Source organism: Mycobacterium sp. TY814 (assembly GCF_030755175.1).
GTDB lineage: Bacteria > Actinomycetota > Actinomycetes > Mycobacteriales > Mycobacteriaceae > Mycobacterium.
In genome coordinates this window covers 2305292-2324033 of the sequence record NZ_JAUFRY010000001.1, presented here as the reverse complement: position 1 = coordinate 2324033, position 18742 = coordinate 2305292, and the positions used below count along the sequence as shown (strand labels likewise).

Below are 18742 nucleotides of genomic sequence, written 5' to 3'. Positions count from 1 at the left end.
AGACTTCCGCAGGTCAGACCGCATTAGAGCGCCGTTCTGGTTCGCAAAGCCGAATTCGGTGTGTAGCGTCCTGTGATTGGGTTGTGACCTGGTCGGATTCTCTGTTCGGCTCACACAGCAGATACTCTGTTGGGGATGGTCCCCCTCTGGTTCACGCTCTCCGCACTGTGCTTCGTCGGTGCGGCGGTGTTGCTGTACGTCGATATCGATCGGCGCCGCGGCCGTAGCAGGCGCCGCAGGTCATGGGCGCGTTCGCACGGCTTCGACTACGAACGCGAATCGACCGACATCCTGCACCGCTGGAAGCGCGGCGTGATGTCGACGGTCGGCGACGTCCCCGCCCACAACGTCGTGCTGGGCCAGATCCGCGGCGAAGCCGTCTACATCTTCGACCTCGAGGAGGTCGCGACGGTCATCGCGCTGCACCGCAAGGTGGGCACCAACGTCGTCGTCGACCTGCGGCTCAAGGGGCTCAAGGAGCCGCGCGAGAGCGATATCTGGTTGCTCGGCGCCATCGGTCCGCGCATGGTCTACTCCACCAATCTCGACGCCGCCCGGCGGGCCTGCGACCGGCGCATGGTCACCTTCGCGCACACCGCGCCGGACTGCGCCGAGATCATGTGGAACGAGCAGAACTGGACCCTGGTCGCCATGCCGATCGCCAGCACACGTGCGCAGTGGGACGAAGGTCTGCGAACGGTGCGCCAATTCAACGACCTACTACGGGTATTGCCGCCGTTGCCTGCGGAAACCCCGCAGGAGGAAGGCGAGTCCGAAGGCCGCCGCAACGCGTCCCCCGGCCGTCCGCTGGCCCCGGCCGCCCGCGCGGAACTTCCGCAGCGTCACGCCCAGGTGGACCCGGCCGCCGGGGTCATACCCGATGCCGCTCGTCGCGCCGCGGAGCCCGTTGCCCGCGAGGAGAGCCGTACCGAAGGCGTCCGGCGTCCGCCGCGAACGGGACGCAACGGCCAGCAGGCCAGCAACTACCAGCACTGAGAGCACATGCCTCGACCTGTTGCGCTGATCACTGGGCCCACGTCCGGCATCGGAGCCGGATACGCGCGCCGCTACGCCCGCGACGGCTATGACCTGGTGCTGGTCGCCCGCGACGCACAACGCCTCGAGGAACTGGCCGGCGAACTGCAATCCCAGGCCGGCGACATCGAAATCCTGGCCGCGGATCTTGCGGACGCCGCCGACCGTGACAAAGTGGCCGACCGGCTGGCTGCGGGAGTGCAGGTGCTCGTCAACAACGCCGGCTTCGGGATGTCCGGCGAATTCTGGGCGACCGATCCGGCGGACCTGCAGAGGCAACTCGACGTCAATGTCGCCGCCGTTATGCACCTGACTCGTGCCGCGCTGCCGGCCATGATGAACGCGGCAACCGGCACCGTCATCAACATCGCCAGCGTTGCCGGTCTACTGCCCGGCCGGGGCTCGACCTACTCGGCGTCCAAGGCGTGGGTCATCTCGTTCAGCGAAGGACTCGCAAACGGGTTGCAGGGCACCGGCGTTGGTGTGCACGCGGTGTGCCCCGGCTACGTGCACACCGAATTCCACAGTCGCGCCGGATTGGACATGGCGCAGGTGCCGTCGTTCATGTGGCTGCAAGTCGACGACGTGGTCCGGGAAAGCCTTGCCGACATCGCACGTGGCAAGGTCGTCGTCGTGCCGGGCGTCCAATACAAATTCCTGGTCAGCACGGGCCGGGCCATGCCGCGGCGGCTGGCGATGCTGTTCACCAAACGATTCGGTGGTGGTCGTGGCCGGACCTGATCCGCAGGCCAAGGCCGAGCTTGCCGAACTCGTGCGCCGGCTGTCAGTGGTGCACGGCAGGGTCACCCTGTCCTCGGGCAAGGAGGCCGACTACTACGTCGACCTGCGCCGCGCCACCCTGCATCATCGGGCGTCCGCGCTCATCGGCCGGCTGATGCGGGAGATCACCCAGGACTGGGACTACGCACTGGTCGGTGGGCTGACGTTGGGCGCCGACCCGGTGGCGACCGCCATCATGCATGCGCCCGGTCGCCCGATCGACGCATTCGTGGTCCGCAAGTCGGTGAAAACCCATGGGATGCAACGACTTATCGAGGGATCCGAGGTGTCGGGCCAGCGGGTGCTGGTGGTGGAGGACACCAGCACCACGGGCGGCTCCGCGCTGACGGCAGTGCGCGCCGTCCGCGACGCCGGCGGTGAGGTGATCGGCGTGGCGACCGTGGTGGACCGCGCCACCGGAGCCGCCGAGGCGATCGAAGCCGAGGGTGTGCCCTACCGCAGCGTGCTGGGACTCGCCGATCTGGGGCTGGGCTAGGCCGCGTGCGCGTTCGCGATGCGCTGGTTTTCGCGCTGGCCTTGTGCTGTGCGGTGAGTTGTTCGGGTTCGGATCGGTCCGGCCGGGTCTTCGGAGCCCCCAGCGCCCGGATTGGTGAATCGCTGGCCGTGCTGGGCTGGAACATGTCGGTGTCGAATCTGCGGTGGGCGCAGGACTACGTGCTGGTCGATGTCGACGCATCGCCTGCGGATCCAAAAGCGCCGCGCGCCAAGGCCGAAGACATCCGCTTCGGTCTCTACGGCGCGCTGTCGCATCCGATGGAAGTCAACGCGCTGGGCAGCTGTGACGACGCCATCACCAAGGTGCCCGACATCAGCTCGCCCGCGAAAACATTGCCGGACCGGCTGACCGGCACGGTCTGTCTGGGCCCGCTGAAGGAGCGCAGCGCCGTGCGGGGCGTCTACAGCTACTCGCCCCACGATCGGATCGCCGGTACCTCGGCGGCGTACGCAGCGCCATTTCCGGTGGGCCTGCCGCCGACGAACGTCAACGACACCGGTCTGGTGGTCAAGTCCACCAACGTGTCGGCATGGCGGGCCGACGGTCTCCCGATCAACAAGGCGCAGTTGGGTGACCCGGGGGCGTTCAAGGGCGACGGCTACATGTTGCTGAACCTGGAAGCCGGCGCCATCGGGGCCCAGTACCGGGACGAATCCGCCCGTCGCGGTGGACCTCTCATGCTGGTCGCGGCCCCAAGTCTGCCCGGGCGTGGGTTGAGCCCGGCCTGCGCGGCCTACGGGTCGTCGGTGCTGGTGCTGCCCGACGACTCGCGGGACTCGATTCAGCTCAACGCATCGTTGTGCACCCAGGGCGAGATCAGTCAGGCGCTGTTGTATGCGACCGTGTCGATCGAAGGCACCCACGCCGCGGTGTGGACCGCCAAGTGAGCGAGCCCGGGCCCACCGAATGGGGAGCTCCCGCGACCGGCGTCGGACCCTGGGCCGGAGTGCTGCCCGACGACCCACGCTATGACCCAGATTTGTTGCGCGACGGCGATTCTCGTAATGTCGTCGACGCCTACCGGTACTGGACCCGGGAAGCCATCATCGCCGACATCGACCGTCGCCGGCACCCCCTGCACATCGCGATCGAGAACTTCGGGCACGACGCCAACATCGGCTCGGTGGTGCGCACCGCCAACGCCTTCGCCGTGGATACCGTGCACATCGTCGGCCGCCGCCGGTGGAACCGCCGCGGGGCGATGGTGACCGACCGGTATCAGCGGTTGTGCCACCACGACAGCGCCGCCGAACTGATGGAGTTCGCGGCCGCGGCGGGTCTGGCCGTGGTCGCCGTCGACAACGTCCCCGGTGCCACCAGGCTGGAAGAGACCTCGCTGCCCCGGGACTGTCTGCTGGTATTCGGCCAGGAGGGTCCGGGCATCACCGATGACACCCGCACCGGCGCGGCACTGACCGTATCGATCGCGCAGTTCGGGTCGACCCGCAGCATCAATGCCGGTGTGGCAGCGGGCATTGCGATGCACGCCTGGATTCGGCAGCACGCCGATCTGACGCACGCCTGGTAGCGCTCTCAGCCGGGCAGGCCGTCGCTTCCGGCCGTCCCGGCGGTGTCCTGCTAGTGCGGCCTGGCGGGTCTCATCTTGAACGAGACCTCGAGCTTGATGCGGTAGGTGATCTTGCCGCTGGCGTCCACGGCCAGGTCCTGCTCGATGACCCGGGCCACCCGGATGTCATCGACGCTCTCCCGCGCCCGCTCCACCGCCTCGGTTGCCGCCTGCTCCCATGACGTGGGGCTGGTCCCGATGATGTCGATCACCTTGTACACGCTCATGGGGGTAAAGCGTATAGCTACTTCGTGCCGAGATACCCGCATCGGGTGTGCGCGCGTGGATTCGAGTGTGCGAGGGCATCGCGAGTTCGGCGATTCTGCCGCGGTGGACGCACGGGCGAGGTCGCCGGTGCACACTCGACGCGGCTAACTCCACAAGGTGACGTGCACCTTCGGCCGGAACCGCGTCACGCCCACGCCGCTGCCGCGGATCATCGCCTGGATGCAGCGCGGTGTGGTGATGAAGCGGACGAGTTCGGACACCGCGGGCTGACGCGCCGACGGCGCCAGGGTCATCACGCACCACTCGCCGGCCTTGTCCAGCCCCGGCCCGGTCACATGCGCCAACCGGCCGGCGGCAAGGTCTTTGGACACCGCGAAGCCGATGGTCAGCGTCGCGCCCCCGACCCGCAGCACCTCTTCCAGCGCCGCGGCGTCGCTCTGGAAGATTCTTTGCTGTGACTCCGGAATCGCCAAGTCGCCCAACATGTTTGCGATCTCGCCGTCCACGCTGCCGGCCGACGGCCCGAGCATCCACTGCTGCTGGCGGAGCAGCGCAGGAGTCGGAACACCCACGGCAAGAGGACTTTTCGGTGCCACCACGGTGATGATCTGATACTTCAGGAACGGGCGTACGAACAGATCGGCGCTACCAGAACTCTCGCTGGCCGGCCCGATCGCGATGTCCACCGCCCGCGACCGGATGAGGTCGCGGAACTGACTCGTCGGATGCACGCTCAACTCCACCGACAGATCGTCGGCCCGCGACGAGAACAACTCGATGAGTCCCGGTGCGGCGTGCTCGGCGAAGGTGCTCGAGGCGGCGATGCGCAACAGCCGCCGGCCGTGCGCGGCCTCGGTGACCTCGATGGCCGTTTGCTGTTGCAGCCCGAGGATTTCCACCGCCCGGCTGGCGAGCCGCAGGCCGCCGGGGGTGAACGCCAGCCCGGCCCCGGTCCGGGTGAACAGCGGGTCGTCGAGCTCTTTGCGCAATGCGGTGACGTGCATCGAGATTCCGGCGTCGGACATGCCGAGTTCGGCGGCAGCGGCGCGCACCGAGCCCAGTCGCACCACCGCCGAATAGGCCCGAAGTTGAGCCGGGGTCATGCCGATGAGCCTACGTTGAGAGCATGCGTGACGTGCTTGCCGATCTGATGTCGATCTGGCGCGCGGGTGGCACCGCCGGGTTGGCGACCGTGGTGCGGACCATGCGGTCGGCGCCGAGGCAACCGGGTGCCGCGATGGTGGTAGCGCCGGATGGCTCGGTGAGCGGATCGGTGTCGGGCGGGTGCGTCGAGGGCGCCGTGTACGAACTGGCCACCGAGGTCGCGGCCAGCGGGACGCCGCGGCTGGAGCGCTACGGGATCAGTGACGATGATGCGTTCGCGGTCGGCCTCACCTGCGGCGGTGTGATCGACATCTTCGTCGAGGCGGTGTCGCAGGAGACGTTCCCCGAACTGGGCGCGGTGGCGCAGGACATCGACGCACACCGGGCGGTGGCCGTCGCGACCGTCATCGCCCATACCGACGCGCAGTGTGTCGGCCGCCGCATCGTGGTCGCTCCGGACGGCACCGCAGGTTCACTCGGCTCGGCACGTGCCGACGACGCTGTCACCGACGACGCCCGCGGCCTGCTCGCCCTGGGCCGCACCGGGATCCTGGAGTACGGGCCGGACGGTCAGCGTCGCGGCGAGGGCATGCAGGTCTTCGTGTCCTGTTTCGCGCCGCGTCCGCGGATGCTGGTCTTCGGCGCGATCGACTTCGCCGCGGCCGTGGCCCGGCAGGGCACGTTCCTGGGCTATCGCGTCACCGTGTGCGACGCGCGCCGGGTCTTCGCCACCCCGGCCCGTTTTCCGACCGCCGACGAGGTCGTCGTCGACTGGCCACACCGCTATCTCGCCGCGCAAGCGCAAGCGGGAGCGGTCGACCGGCGGACGGTGATCTGCGTGCTGACCCACGACGCCAAATTCGACGTGCCGGTCCTCGAGATCGCATTGCGCCTGGACGTCGGATACGTGGGGGCGATGGGATCGCGCCGCACCCATGACGACCGGATGCGACGGCTGCGGGCGGTCGGGCTGAGCGACACCGAACTGGCCCGGTTGTCCAGTCCCATAGGGCTGGACCTGGGTGCCCGCACGCCGGAGGAGACCGCTGTTTCGATCGCCGCCGACATCATCGCGCGGCGGTGGGGAGGGGGCGGGCGGCCGCTGGCCGAGATCGGCGGCCGGATCCACCACGACGCGGCGGAGCCGCAGGTCGAGGGCGAGTTAACGGATCACTTGACTCGTCATTGACGCCCCCGGGCCGCAGGCAGACACTTCTCGGCATGCAAGTACCTGGGCCCTTCGAATACGAACGCGCGACGAGCGTCGACCACGCCATCGGACTGCTGGACCGGCTGGGGGAGGAGGCGCGGGTGGTCGCCGGCGGGCACAGCCTGCTGCCGATGATGAAGCTGCGCATCGCCAACCCCGAATACCTGATCGACATCAACGACCTGGCGCCCGAGCTGGGCTACGTGATCACCGATCCGACGCTGGTCCGGGTCGGCGCGATGACCCGCCACCGGGAGATCCTGGAATCCGACACCCTGGCCGCGGTGTGCCCGATCTTCCGCGACGCGGAGCGGGTGATCGCCGACCCGGTGGTGCGTAACCGGGGCACTCTCGGCGGTTCGCTGTGCCAGGCAGACCCGGCCGAAGACCTGTCCACGGTGTGCGAAGTGCTCGACGCGGTGTGCCTGGTACGGGGACCTTCGGGGGAGCGCGAGATCGCGATCGACGACTTCCTGATCGGCCCGTACGAGACCGCGGTCGCCCCGAACGAGATACTCATCGAAACACGAATCCCGTTGCGGCACCGAACCTCCAGTGCATACGCCAAGGTGGAAAGACGGGTCGGTGACTGGGCGGTGACAGCCGCCGGATCGGCCGTCACGCTGGACGGCGACGAGATCGCCGCCGCCCGGGTGGGGCTGACCGCGGTGAACCCGGACCGGGCCGCGCTCGCCGAATTGTCCGCGGCACTGGTGGGCCGGCCGGCCACCGAGGAGACGTTCGCCGAAGCCGGCCGGCTGGCCGGGCAGGCCTGCGAACCGGTGACCGACGTCCGCGGCACCGCCGACTACAAACGGCACCTGGCCGGCGAACTGACCATCCGAACCCTGCGCAGCGCCGTGCAGCGCGTGCGCAATCAGCCCGAACCCGAAGGGAATTGATCACCATGCAGGTGAACATGACCGTCAACGGCGAACCGGTCAGCGCCGACGTCGAACCCCGCATGCTGCTGGTGCACTTCCTGCGGGACCAGCTGCGCCTCACCGGAACTCACTGGGGCTGCGACACGAGCAACTGCGGAACCTGCGTGGTCGACGTCGACGGCGTGCCCGTCAAGTCCTGCACCATGCTGGCCGTCATGGCGTCCGGCCACAGCGTGCGCACCGTAGAAGGGCTGGCAGCTCCGGACGGCACCCTGGACCCCGTCCAGGAAGGGTTCATGCGCTGTCACGGACTCCAATGCGGTTTCTGCACACCGGGAATGATGATCACCGCCCGCGCGCTGCTGGACCGCAACCCCGATCCCGACGAGGAGACGATCCGGGAAGCGATCTCCGGGCAGATCTGCCGCTGTACCGGATACACGACGATCGTGCGGTCCATTCAATGGGCCGCGCAGCACTCCACGACCGAGGCGACGACATCATGACGACTTTCAAAGAGGGTGCGTCCCTTCCTCCATCCCCCGAAGACACCGCGGACAACGACCAGAAGCCCTGCGGCTACGGGCGGATGCTCCGCAAGGAAGACCCGCGGTTCATCCGGGGCCGCGGCCGCTACGTCGACGACGTCGTACTGCCCGGGATGCTGCACCTGGCGATCCTGCGGTCGCCGTTCGCGCACGCGAACATCGTCAGCATCGATGTGACTGCGGCGCAGGCACATCCGAAGGTCAAAGCGGTGGTGACCGGCGCCGACCTGGCGGCCAAGGGCCTGGCCTGGATGCCGACGCTGTCCAACGACGTCCAAGCCGTGCTGGCGACCGACAAGGTGCGCTTCCAGGGTCAGGAGGTGGCGTTCGTCGTCGCCGAGGACCGTTACTCGGCGCGCGACGCGCTGGAACTGATCGACGTCGAGTACGACCCGGTGGACCCCGTCGTAGACGTCCGTAAGGCGCTTGACCCGTCGGCTCCGGTGATCCGCACCGACCTCGAGGGCAAGACCGACAACCACTGCTTCGACTGGGAGACCGGTGATGCTGCCGCCACCGACGCGGTCTTCGCGAAGGCCGACGTGGTGGTCACGCAGGAGATCGTCTATCCGCGGGTGCACCCGGCGCCGATGGAGACCTGCGGTGCGGTAGCCGATCTGGACCCGGTGACCGGGAAGCTGACGTTGTGGACCACCAGCCAGGCCCCACACGCGCACCGCACGCTGTACGCGTTGGTCGCGGGTCTGCCCGAACACAAGATCCAGGTCATCTCGCCCGACATCGGCGGCGGTTTCGGCAACAAGGTGCCGATCTATCCCGGTTATGTGTGCGCGATCGTCGCCTCGCTGGTGCTGGGCAAGCCGGTGAAGTGGATGGAGGACCGCAGCGAGAACCTCACCTCGACCGGATTCGCCCGCGACTACATCATGGTCGGTGAGATCGCGGCCACGGGCGACGGCAAGATCCTGGCGATCCGCACCAATGTGCTGGCCGACCACGGCGCGTTCAACGGCACCGCGGCGCCGGTGAAGTACCCGGCCGGCTTTTTCGGGGTGTTCACCGGCAGCTACGACCTGGAGGCCGCCTACTGCCACATGACCGCGGTATACACCAACAAGGCGCCCGGCGGTGTCGCCTACGCGTGCTCGTTCCGCATCACCGAGGCGGTGTACCTGGTGGAGCGGCTGGTCGACTGCCTGGCCTTCGACCTGAAGATGGACCCGGCCGAACTGCGGCTGCGAAACCTGCTGCGGCCGAGCCAGTTCCCGTACACCAGCAAGACCGGCTGGGTGTACGACTCCGGCGACTACGAAACCACCATGCGCAAGGCCATGGACATGATCGGCTACGACGCACTGCGCGCCGAGCAAGCCGAGAAGCGCCAGCGCGGCGAGCTGATGGGCATCGGCATGTCCTTCTTCACCGAGGCGGTGGGCGCCGGCCCGCGCAAGGACATGGACATCCTCGGTCTGGGCATGGCCGACGGGTGTGAGTTGCGCGTGCACCCGACCGGCAAAGCGGTGGTGCGCCTTTCGGTGCAGACCCAGGGCCAGGGGCACGAGACGACGTTCGCCCAGATCGTCGCCGAGGAACTCGGCATCCCGCCCGAGGACATCGACGTGGTGCACGGCGACACCGATCAGACCCCATTCGGCCTGGGCACCTACGGCAGCCGGTCCACCCCGGTGTCGGGGGCGGCGGCGGCGCTGGTGGCGCGCAAGGTCCGCGACAAGGCGAAGATCATCGCGTCGGGCATGCTGGAAGTCTCGGTGGCCGACTTGGAATGGGAGAAGGGCACATTCCACGTCAAGGGCGACCCGGCCGCGTCGGTGACCATTCAGGACATCGCGATGCGCGCGCACGGCGCCGGTGATCTGCCCGAGGGTATCGAGGGTGGCCTGGACGCGCAGATCTGCTACAACCCGTCGAACCTGACGTATCCGTACGGCGCGTATTTCTGTGTGGTGGACGTAGATCCGGGCACCGCCGTGGTGAAGGTGCGGCGGTTCCTGGCCGTCGACGACTGCGGCACCCGGATCAACCCGATGATCATCGAGGGGCAGGTGCACGGCGGCATCGTGGACGGCATCGGGATGGCGCTGATGGAGATGATCGCCTTCGACGAAGACGGCAACTGCCTGGGCGGTTCGCTGATGGACTACCTGATTCCGACCGCGCAGGAGGTGCCGCACCTGGAAACCGGGTTTACCGTCACTCCGTCGCCGCACCACCCGATCGGCGCCAAGGGCATCGGTGAATCGGCCACCGTGGGCTCGCCGCCGGCCGTGGTCAACGCGGTGGTGGATGCGTTGGCACCGTTCGGGGTTCGGCATGCCGACATGCCGCTGACGCCGTCGCGGGTGTGGGAGGCCATGCAGGGCCGGGCCAGGCCGCCGATCTGACCCGCGCGATGAGAATCAGCGAACGAGCGCAGCAATTGCGCGATGCACGAACACCGTTCGTGCACGCGACGGTGGTGCGTGCCGAGCAGCCCACCTCCGCACGCGCGGGCGACGAGGCAATCCTTCTGCCAGACGGCACCATTGAGGGATTCGTTGGCGGTCAGTGCGCGCAGAACTCGGTCCGCAAGGCCGCGCTGGGCGTGCTGCAGGCCGGCGAGAGTGTGCTGCTGCGGGTGCTGCCCGACGGCGACGTGCACTTCCCCGAGGCGCCCGGGGCCTGCGTGGTGGTCAACCCGTGCCTGTCCGGCGGCTCGCTGGAGATCTTTCTGACGCCGCAATTGCCCGCGCCGCTGATCCGCATCTACGGGGAGACCCCCATCGCCGACGCCCTGATCACGGTGTGCGGGGTGCTCGGCTACGACGCGTGCCGGGACGCCGACCTGGCCGACGCCAGCGCCGTGGTGATCGCCAGCCACGGCGGCCCGGAAGCCGAGATCATCCGCGCCGCAATCGATCACGGAGTCGGCTACATCGGTTTGGTGGCCAGCAAGGTGCGCGGTGCCTCGATACTGAGCACCCTGGACCTCGCCAACGACGAACTGTCCCGTATTCACACCCCGGTCGGGGTTGCGATCGGAGCCAAGACGCCACCGGAGATCGCCGTGGCGATCGCCGCGGAACTCATCGCCGCGCTGCGCGGCGGCACGCTCACCCGCGCGGTGCGCACCGACTCCGCGCCGAGTACGGCCGTCGACCCGTTGTGCGGCATGACCGTGAGTACCGGCCCGGACACCCCACACCTGCTGGTGGCCGGCACCGACTACTGGTTCTGCTGCTCGGGCTGCCGCACCGCCTTCGCCGAGCGGCAGGGCTCATGAGCGTGCCGTTCGTCACCGGTGTGGTGCTGGCCGCGGGCGCCTCCCGCCGCCTCGGCCAGCCTAAACAGGTTCTGCCCCTTGGAGATACGACTCTGCTGGGCGCGACGCTGGATGTCGCGCGGACCGCCGGCTTCGATCAGTTGATCATCACCCTGGGCGGCGCCGCGCACCTGGTTCGCGACAAGGTCACACTGGACGGGCTCGACGTCGTCAGCGTCGACGACTTCGGCACCGGATGCTCGGCATCGCTGCGGGTGGCTCTGGGCCAGGTGGATCCGCGGTCGGGCGGCATCGTGCTGATGCTCGGCGACCAGCCCGGGGTCGACCCGGCCGACATGCGGCGGATCAGCGCCGAGGGCGGCGATATCGTGGTCTGCCGCTACACCGACGGGATCGGACACCCATTCTGGTTCAGCCGCAACGTGTTCGGCGACCTCGCGCAGCTGCACGGCGACAAGGGGGTGTGGAAGCTGATCGAGTCAGGCCGTTACCCGGTTTGCCACCTGCAGGTCGACCGGCCCGTTCCACTCGATGTGGACACCTGGGAGGACTATCAGCGACTGTTGGCGACCGCGCCATGACGTTTGCCGGCCCCGACGACGTCGTCCGCCGATTCGACGCACACGACTACCTCCTGGACACCGGGACCGCGTCGGCCATTTACCTGGCCGCACAGCTCGGCAGGCCACTGCTGCTGGAAGGCGAACCCGGCGTCGGTAAGACCACCGCTGCCAAAACGCTTGCGACGGTGCTTGATACGCCCTTGATCCGGCTGCAGTGCTACGAGGGCCTGACCGCCGGCGAGGCGCTCTACGACTGGAATTACCAGCGACAACTGTTGTCCATCCGGCTGGCCGAGGCCAGCGGTGCCGCGATGACCGAAGGCGAGTTGTACACCGAGGCCTACCTGGTGGACCGCCCGATACTGCAATGCGTGCGCCACCGCGGACCGACGCCGCCGGTGCTGCTGATCGACGAAATCGATCGCGCCGACGACGAATTCGAGGCACTGCTGCTGGAGTTTCTGGGTGAGGCCGCGGTCACCGTCCCCGAGTTGGGCACGTTCGCCGCCGAGCGTCCGCCGATCGTCGTCCTCACCTCCAACCGCAGCCGTGATCTGCACGACGCGCTGCGGCGCCGGTGCCTGTACCACTGGATCGACTACCCCGAACCGGCCCGGGCCGCCGCGATCGTGCGCCGCACGGTACCGGGGGCGACCGCGCCGCTGATCGAGCGTGCCACCCAATTCATCGGCGCCGCCAGAGCACTCGATCTGGACAAGCCGCCCGGGATCGCCGAGACCGTCGACTGGGTCGCCGCCCTGGTCGCGCTCGGGGTCTCCGATCTGGTCGACGAGTCGGCGGCGATCAGCTTGGGTGCATTGGCCAAGACGCCCGACGACCGCACTGCGATCCGCGATGCATTGGTGGAATACAGCCGAACATGAAAGGACTCTCACGATGAAGATCGCCAACCAGTTCACCGTCAGCGCGCCCATCGAAGAAGCGTGGGACGTGCTCTGCGATCTGGAACGGGTGATCCCGCTGATGCCGGGGGCGCAACTGGTCGGCCACGAGGGCGAGGACTACCTGGGCAAGGTCAAGGTCAAGGTAGGGCCGGTCACCAGCGAATTCACCGGCAAGGTGCATTTCATCGAGCAGGACCGCGCGCAACATCGCGCGATCTTCGACGCCAAGGGCAAAGAAGCACGCGGAACCGGCAACGCGGCGGCCACCGTCACCGCGCAACTGCAGGCCGCGGGCGAGCGCACCAACGTGACCGTCGATACCGACCTCAAGATCGTCGGCAAGCTGGCGCAGTTCGGCAGCGGCATGCTGCAGCAGGTGTCGGAGAAGTTGTTGGGACAGTTCGTGGAATCCCTGGAAGCCGAGCTGGCGGCACAGGGCGGCGCCGAGGTCGCGGCTGTGCCCAACGGCGAAGAAGCGATTCCGGCCTGGCCGGCCAATCCCGTGCCGGGGACCCGGCAGGCGCCCGAGCCCGAGCCCATCGATCTGCTCGAACTGGCCGGCGGAGACCAACTCAAGAAGTACGGCGCGGTAGCGGCCGCGGTGCTGGCGGTGCTGGCCCTGATCTGGCTGCTGCGGCGGCGCAACCGCGAGTGAGCGCCCCGGCGCTGCTGCGCGGTGTCGACCTGGCGGCGTTCGCGGCCGCACTGGTGGCACGGCTGCGCAGCGCGGGCGTGTCGGTATCGGCCAGTGGCCAAACGACTTTCGTGCAGGCGCTGCAGCACCTGGCGCCCCATGACCGGTCGTCGCTGTATTGGGCCGCGCGGCTGAGCCTGGTCGACCGGATGGACGATCTGGTCGCCTTCGACGCGGTGTTCGCGGCCGTTTTCGGCTCCGGCGCGCCCGATCGGCGGGACAGCCCGTCGTTGCCGCTGCCGGGACCACGCACCCCGGCGGCCGGGGTCGTGCACCGCGGTGGCAGCCGGTCCGGCGCCGTGAACCAGACGCTGCCCTGGGCCGGCGGCACCGCCGGCCAATCCGGCGATGGCGAGTCCGGGATCCGATTGCCCGAGTTCGTGCCCAGCCGCATCGCCGCACTCACCGACGAGCCCTTCGACCGGTTCGATCCCGACGATCTGCGGCTGCTCGGCGCGTGGCTTCGGGAATCGTTGCCGCACTGGCCCACCCGACGCAGCCTGCGATCCCGGCCCAGCTCCCACGGCCGCCGGATCGACCTGCGGGCGACCATCAACGCGTCGCGCGCGACCGGCTGGGAAACCATCAACCTCGCCAGAACCCGTCCGCGCCGCCGGCCGCGCCGGGTGGTGCTGGTATGCGACGTGAGCCGGTCGATGCAGCCCTTCGCGACGGTCTACCTGCATCTGATGCGGGCGGTGATGATGCGCCAGACGGCGATCCGGCCCGAGGTGTTCGCGTTCTCGACGTCGTTGACCCGTCTCACCTCGGTGCTGTCACACCGCTCCGCCGAGGCGGCGCTGGACCGTGCCAATGCCCGAGTGGCCGACCGCTACGGCGGCACATTCATCGGCCGCAGCATCAACGCCCTGCTGACCACGGCCGGCCACGGCAACGCACTGCGCGGCGCCGTCGTGATCATCGCTTCCGACGGCTGGGACAGCGATCCGCCGGAGGTGCTCGAGCACGCAATGACCCGGTTGCGCCGCCGTGCCCACCGGTTGATATGGCTCAACCCCCGTGCCGCGCAACCTGATTACCGACCGCTGACCGGTTCGATGGCCGCGGCGCTGCCCTTCTGCGATGTGTTTCTGCCGGGAAACACGCTGACCGCGCTGCAAGAAGTTCTGGCGATGCTCACTCAGCCAGTCGCTCGTCCGGGGCGCTGGTGATCACCCGGTGCCGGCTGTAGAAGCCGAAATACAGCAGAAAGCCACAGAAGGCCGTCAGGCAACACAGCGCCGCCACGCCGTCGACCAGAAACGTGGACACCAGCGCCAGCGCGGCGACCAGCAGGGCGAAACCGGTGGTGGCTCTGCCGCCGGGAGTCCGGTACGGACGGTCGAGTTCGGGTGCCCGGCTGCGTAAGACGATGTGGCTCACCATGATCAGCACGTAGCTCAGGGTGGCGCCGAAGACGGCCATGTTGAGCAGCAGATCGCCCTTGCCCGTCAGCGACAACGCGAACCCGATCGCGCCGGGAACGACCAGCGCCAGGGTGGGGGCCTTCCGCGCGTTGGTGATCGACAGTGCCGTCGGCAGGTAGCCCGCCCGGGACAATGCGAACAGTTGCCGCGAGTACGCGTAGATGATCGAGAAGAAGCTGGCGATCAGGCCGGCCAGTCCGATGTAGTTGACCGCCCTGGCTGCCCCCGCTGACCCCAGCGCCGCCACCAGCGGGTTACCCGACGTCGACATCGCCTGTGCGCCGCCGGAACCCGTGGTCAGCAGCAGCACCAGCACGCAGGTCACCAGCAGCACCGCGAACGCCGCGGTGATGCCGCGCGGCACGTTGCGGGCCGGGTGCGCCGTCTCTTCGGCGGCCAGTGGCACCCCCTCGATCGCCAGGAAGAACCAGATGGCGAACGGCAGTGCCGACCACACCCCGAGGTAGCCGTGCGGCAGGAAGGACGATGCGCCGACGGCGTGCGTGGGCGTGATCTCGGTCAGATTCGCCAGTCTGAAGCGACCGGCGGCGGCGACGGCGAAGATCGCGATGCCCGCCAGCGCGACGGCGGTGATGGCGAACATCGCCTTCAGCGCTTCGCCCACACCGGCCAGGTGGATTCCGATGAACAGGGCGTAGATCGCCAGGTAGACATACCAGCCGTCGCGGATGCCGAACAGTCCCAGCGACTCCACGTACGCGCCGATGAACGTGGCGATGGCCGCGGGCGCGATCGAGTACTCGAGCAACACGGCGGTACCGGTCGCGAACCCGCCCCACGGACCGAGTGCCCGCCGCGCGAATGTGTACCCGCCACCGGCCGTCGGCAGGGCCGAGGACAGCTCGGCCATTCCCAGCACCAGGGCCAGGTACATGGCGGCGACCACCGCGGTAGCGATCACCAGCCCGCCGAACCCGCCGCGCGCCAGCCCGAAGTTCCAGCCCGAATAGTCGCCGGACACCACGTAACTGACGCCCAGTCCGGCAAGCAGCAACCACCCGGCCGTACCGGTCCGCAGCTGTCTCTTCTCCAGGTAGTCCGGCGACTGTGCGTGCCCGTCCAAGGTGCCCTCCCGTCACCGCAAACCGTAGGGCAGGATCGGCAGGTATGGATCAGGTATGGGCGAACCGGGCCGCCACTTCCGAAACCGCCGTCACGCAACGGAACCTGCGACGGCTGTGGGGCCTGCCCGGCACCCAGTTGGGTGTGGTGGCCTGGCCCTCGGACCGCAAGGACCGGATGTTCGGCACCTGGCATTACTGGTGGCAGGCGCACCTGCTGGACTGCCTGATCGACGCCGAACTGCGCGACCCGCAGCCGGAGCGTCGCACCCGCATCAGCCGGCAGATCCGCTCGCACCGGCTGCGCAACACCCTGCGCTGGACCAACAGCTACTACGACGACATGGCGTGGCTGGCGCTGGCCCTGGAGCGCGCCGGACGTCTGGTCGGCGTCGAGCGCAGCCGCGCCCTGCACACCCTGGCCAAGCAGTTCGTCGACGCGTGGGTGCCCGAGGACGGCGGTGGCATCCCCTGGCGCAAGCAGGATCAGTTCTTCAACGCCCCCGGTAACGGCCCGGCGGGGATCTTCCTGGCCCGCTACGAGGGGCACCTGCGGCGCGCCCAGCAGATGGCCGACTGGATCGACGAAACCCTGATCGACCCGGAGACCCACCTGGTGCTGGACGGCATCAAGGACGGCTCGCTGGTGCGGGCGCAGTACACCTACTGCCAGGGTGTGGTGCTCGGGCTGGAGGTCGAGCTGGCCAAGCGCACCCATGACGACCGGCACCGGCCCCGCGTGCACCGGCTGGTGGCCGCGGTCAAGGAGCACATGGCGCCCCGGGGTGTGCTCAAGAGCGCCGGAGGTGGCGACGGCGGCCTATTCGGCGGCATCACCGCCCGTTACCTGGCCCTGGTCGCCACCGACCTGCCCGGCGACTCCGCCGAGGACAAGGCCGCCCGTGAGACCGCTCGCGACATCGTGCTGTCGTCGGCGAAGTCGGCGTGGGACTACCGCCAGACGGTGGACGGCCTACCGGTGTTCGGCGCCTTCTGGGACCGCGACGCCGAGATACCGACGGCCGGCGGTCAGCAGGCGCAGTTCGTCGAGGGCGCGGTGAACGGTTCGTCGATACCGGAGCGGGACCTGTCGGTGCAGCTGGGCGGCTGGATGCTGATGGAGGCCGCGCACAACGTCGCGATGGTCAAGTCAGTCGGATAGCGGCACTTCGTCCGGTGTCGGTGCCGGCGCGTTGCGGCGGGACCGGTAGCCGCGCCAGGCCGCGATGAACGCCGGGATCATCGACACGAAGAGGATGGCCAGGATGATCTTTTCCAGGTTCTGGTTGACGAACGGCACCGTGCCCAGGAAGTAGCCGGCCACGGTCACGCCACCGCCCCACAGGACGCCACCGACGATGTCGAATGCCAGATACACCGGGTAGCGCATGTAGGACACGCCGGCGATCACCGGGGTGAACGTGCGCACGAACGGCATGAACCGGGCCAGGATGATCGCCCACGACCCGTACTTCTCGAAGAAGGCGTGCGACTCGGTCACGTAGTGCTTCTTGAAGAACCGCGAATCTTCCTTCTTGAACAGCGCTGGGCCGATGCGGCGGCCGATGAAGTATCCGGTCTGGTCGCCCAGCACGGCGACCAGCGCGACCGCGGGGGCGAGGATCCAGATGTCCAGAGTCCCCTTGGCGGCCAGCAAGCCGCCGGTGAACAGCAGCGATTCACCGGGCAGCAGCGGGAACAGTAACCCCGTCTCGACGAAGACGATGACGAGGATGGTCGGCAGCACCGCGGAGGCGAACAGACCCTCCGGGCCGATCCAGAACATCGGGTCCAGGATGCTGCCGGACGCGGTCACGGTGGTGCTCATGGTGCTTCAACATACCGGCGTTGCAATACTGAGCTGACCAAGTTCCGTACAAGGAGTCCTCCATGCCTATCGCAACGCCCGAGATCTATGCCGAGATGTTGGGACGTGCCAAGGAGAACGCGTACGCGTTCCCGGCCATCAACTGCACCTCCTCGGAGACCATCAACGCAGCCATCAAGGGCTTCGCCGACGCCGGTAGTGACGGCATCATCCAGTTCTCGACCGGTGGCGCGGAATTCGGCTCCGGCCTCGGGATCAAGGAGATGGTGACCGGCGCCGTCGCGCTCGCCGAGTTCACCCACATCATCGCGGCCAAGTACCCGATCAACGTGGCGTTGCACACCGACCACTGCCCCAAGGACAAGCTGGACACCTACGTCCGTCCGCTGCTGGCCATCTCGTCAGAACGCGTGTCGGCCGGCAAGGACCCCCTGTTCCAGTCGCACATGTGGGACGGCTCGGCGGTCCCGATCGACGAGAACCTGGAGATCGCGCAGGAACTGCTCAAGCAGGCCGCGGCCGCCAAGATCATCCTGGAAATCGAGATCGGCGTGGTAGGCGGCGAAGAGGACGGCGTCGCCAACGAGATCAACGACAAGCTCTACACCACCCCGGAGGACTTCGAGAAGACCATCGAGGCACTCGGCCACGGCGAGCACGGTCATTACCTGCTGGCCGCCACGTTCGGCAACGTGCACGGCGTGTACAAGCCGGGCAACGTCAAGCTGCGCCCGGACATCCTGGACCAGGGCCAGAAGGTCGCGGCGGCCAAGCTGGGCCTGGGCGATGACGCCAAGCCGTTCGATTTCGTGTTCCACGGCGGCTCGGGCTCGGCGAAGTCGGAGATCGAAGAGGCGCTGCGCTACGGCGTGGTGAAGATGAACGTCGACACCGACACCCAGTACGCGTTCACCCGGCCGATCGCGGCGCACATGTTCTCCAACTACGACGGCGTCCTGAAGGTCGACGGGGAGGTCGGCAACAAGAAGGTCTACGACCCGCGCAGCTACCTCAAGAAGGCCGAAGCCGGCATGACCGAGCGTGTCATCGAGGCCTGCAACGACCTGCACTGCGCCGGCAAGTCCCTCGGGGGCTGAGTTGATTCGCCGAGCGTGCACTCAAGGCGGAA

General features: G+C 68.2%; 19 protein-coding genes and 1 pseudogene. 16 read left to right on the top strand and 4 right to left on the bottom strand.

What is annotated here, in order from left to right; translation table 11 throughout:
• The first annotated feature begins 135 nt into the window (after window positions 1–135).
• Genes ttfA through QXH22_RS10365 form a run of 5 tightly spaced genes read left to right on the top strand, consistent with a single transcriptional unit; the run spans window position 136 to window position 3860 of the window.
• A complete protein-coding gene (gene ttfA, locus QXH22_RS10385) occupies window positions 136–996 on the top strand; it encodes a trehalose monomycolate transport factor TtfA (protein ID WP_306242827.1) in 861 nt (286 codons plus the stop codon).
• 6 nt (window positions 997–1002) lie between these two features.
• Window positions 1003–1776 (top strand): SDR family oxidoreductase, encoded by a 774-nt coding sequence (locus QXH22_RS10380; protein ID WP_306275507.1) that lies wholly within the window; start codon window positions 1003–1005, stop codon window positions 1774–1776.
• Window positions 1763–2311 (top strand): orotate phosphoribosyltransferase, encoded by a 549-nt coding sequence (pyrE, locus tag QXH22_RS10375; RefSeq protein WP_055580398.1) that lies wholly within the window; start codon window positions 1763–1765, stop codon window positions 2309–2311. The genes QXH22_RS10380 and pyrE overlap by 14 nt, the downstream gene beginning before the upstream one ends.
• Before the next feature lie 5 nt (window positions 2312–2316).
• On the top strand, window positions 2317–3219 hold the full coding sequence (locus QXH22_RS10370) for a hypothetical protein (protein WP_306242824.1): 903 nt from the start codon (window positions 2317–2319) through the stop codon (window positions 3217–3219).
• Window positions 3216–3860 carry a TrmH family RNA methyltransferase gene (locus tag QXH22_RS10365; RefSeq protein ID WP_306275506.1) on the top strand — a complete coding sequence of 215 codons (645 nt, stop codon included), beginning with the start codon at window positions 3216–3218 and terminating at the stop codon, window positions 3858–3860. Before QXH22_RS10370 ends, QXH22_RS10365 begins: the two co-directional genes overlap by 4 nt.
• Before the next feature lie 50 nt (window positions 3861–3910).
• Here QXH22_RS10365 and QXH22_RS10360 read toward each other — a convergent pair whose 3' ends face one another.
• Both QXH22_RS10360 and QXH22_RS10355 read right to left on the bottom strand, forming a co-directional pair.
• Window positions 3911–4126, bottom strand: a complete 216-nt coding sequence (locus tag QXH22_RS10360; RefSeq protein WP_306242821.1) for a dodecin family protein — start codon at window positions 4124–4126, stop codon at window positions 3911–3913.
• A 144-nt stretch (window positions 4127–4270) separates the two neighbouring features.
• The gene (locus QXH22_RS10355) at window positions 4271–5230 is read right to left on the bottom strand and encodes a LysR family transcriptional regulator (RefSeq protein ID WP_306275505.1); all 960 of its coding nucleotides are present in this window, start codon (window positions 5228–5230) and stop codon (window positions 4271–4273) included.
• A 23-nt stretch (window positions 5231–5253) separates the two neighbouring features.
• Here QXH22_RS10355 and QXH22_RS10350 point away from each other — a divergent pair, with 23 nt between their 5' ends.
• The 9 genes and pseudogenes from QXH22_RS10350 (at window position 5254) to QXH22_RS10310 (ending at window position 14448) form a co-directional block, all read left to right on the top strand.
• On the top strand, window positions 5254–6420 hold the full coding sequence (locus tag QXH22_RS10350; protein ID WP_306242817.1) for an XdhC/CoxI family protein: 1167 nt from the start codon (window positions 5254–5256) through the stop codon (window positions 6418–6420).
• Window positions 6421–6452: 32 nt separating this feature from the next.
• Entirely contained in the window at window positions 6453–7343 is an 891-nt protein-coding gene (locus tag QXH22_RS10345) for a xanthine dehydrogenase family protein subunit M (RefSeq protein WP_306242815.1), read from the top strand.
• 5 nt (window positions 7344–7348) lie between these two features.
• Complete coding sequence (locus QXH22_RS10340) at window positions 7349–7831, top strand: (2Fe-2S)-binding protein (protein ID WP_306275504.1); 483 nt, start codon at window positions 7349–7351, stop codon at window positions 7829–7831.
• On the top strand, window positions 7828–10236 hold the full coding sequence (locus tag QXH22_RS10335; protein WP_306275503.1) for an aerobic carbon-monoxide dehydrogenase large subunit: 2409 nt from the start codon (window positions 7828–7830) through the stop codon (window positions 10234–10236). Before QXH22_RS10340 ends, QXH22_RS10335 begins: the two co-directional genes overlap by 4 nt.
• An 8-nt stretch (window positions 10237–10244) precedes the next feature.
• A pseudogene (locus QXH22_RS10330) lies at window positions 10245–10940 on the top strand (XdhC family protein); the annotation flags it as partial.
• A gap of 170 nt (window positions 10941–11110) precedes the next feature.
• The gene (locus tag QXH22_RS10325; RefSeq protein ID WP_306275502.1) at window positions 11111–11695 is read left to right on the top strand and encodes an NTP transferase domain-containing protein; all 585 of its coding nucleotides are present in this window, start codon (window positions 11111–11113) and stop codon (window positions 11693–11695) included.
• Window positions 11692–12561: a MoxR family ATPase gene (locus tag QXH22_RS10320; RefSeq protein ID WP_306275501.1), complete on the top strand. Its 870-nt coding sequence runs from the start codon at window positions 11692–11694 to the stop codon at window positions 12559–12561. The genes QXH22_RS10325 and QXH22_RS10320 overlap by 4 nt, the downstream gene beginning before the upstream one ends.
• A gap of 13 nt (window positions 12562–12574) precedes the next feature.
• Window positions 12575–13237, top strand: coding sequence for an SRPBCC family protein (locus tag QXH22_RS10315; protein WP_306275500.1), 663 nt, complete (start codon window positions 12575–12577; stop codon window positions 13235–13237).
• Complete coding sequence (locus tag QXH22_RS10310) at window positions 13234–14448, top strand: VWA domain-containing protein (protein ID WP_306275499.1); 1215 nt, start codon at window positions 13234–13236, stop codon at window positions 14446–14448. Before QXH22_RS10315 ends, QXH22_RS10310 begins: the two co-directional genes overlap by 4 nt.
• Here QXH22_RS10310 and eat read toward each other — a convergent pair.
• Window positions 14414–15787, bottom strand: coding sequence for an ethanolamine permease (gene eat, locus QXH22_RS10305; RefSeq protein ID WP_306275498.1), 1374 nt, complete (start codon window positions 15785–15787; stop codon window positions 14414–14416). The genes QXH22_RS10310 and eat overlap by 35 nt on opposite strands.
• A gap of 44 nt (window positions 15788–15831) precedes the next feature.
• Between eat and QXH22_RS10300 the strand changes: the two genes are divergently transcribed.
• Window positions 15832–16947, top strand: coding sequence for a glycoside hydrolase family 76 protein (locus tag QXH22_RS10300; RefSeq protein WP_306242801.1), 1116 nt, complete (start codon window positions 15832–15834; stop codon window positions 16945–16947).
• Here QXH22_RS10300 and QXH22_RS10295 read toward each other — a convergent pair.
• Complete coding sequence (locus tag QXH22_RS10295; protein ID WP_306242799.1) at window positions 16936–17613, bottom strand: DedA family protein; 678 nt, start codon at window positions 17611–17613, stop codon at window positions 16936–16938. The two genes, QXH22_RS10300 and QXH22_RS10295, sit on opposite strands and share 12 nt — an antisense overlap.
• 62 nt (window positions 17614–17675) lie before the next feature.
• On the opposite strand from QXH22_RS10295, the gene fbaA reads away from it, so the two are divergent.
• Entirely contained in the window at window positions 17676–18710 is a 1035-nt protein-coding gene (gene fbaA / locus QXH22_RS10290) for a class II fructose-bisphosphate aldolase (RefSeq protein ID WP_306242797.1), read from the top strand.
• The last annotated feature ends 32 nt before the right edge of the window (window positions 18711–18742 follow it).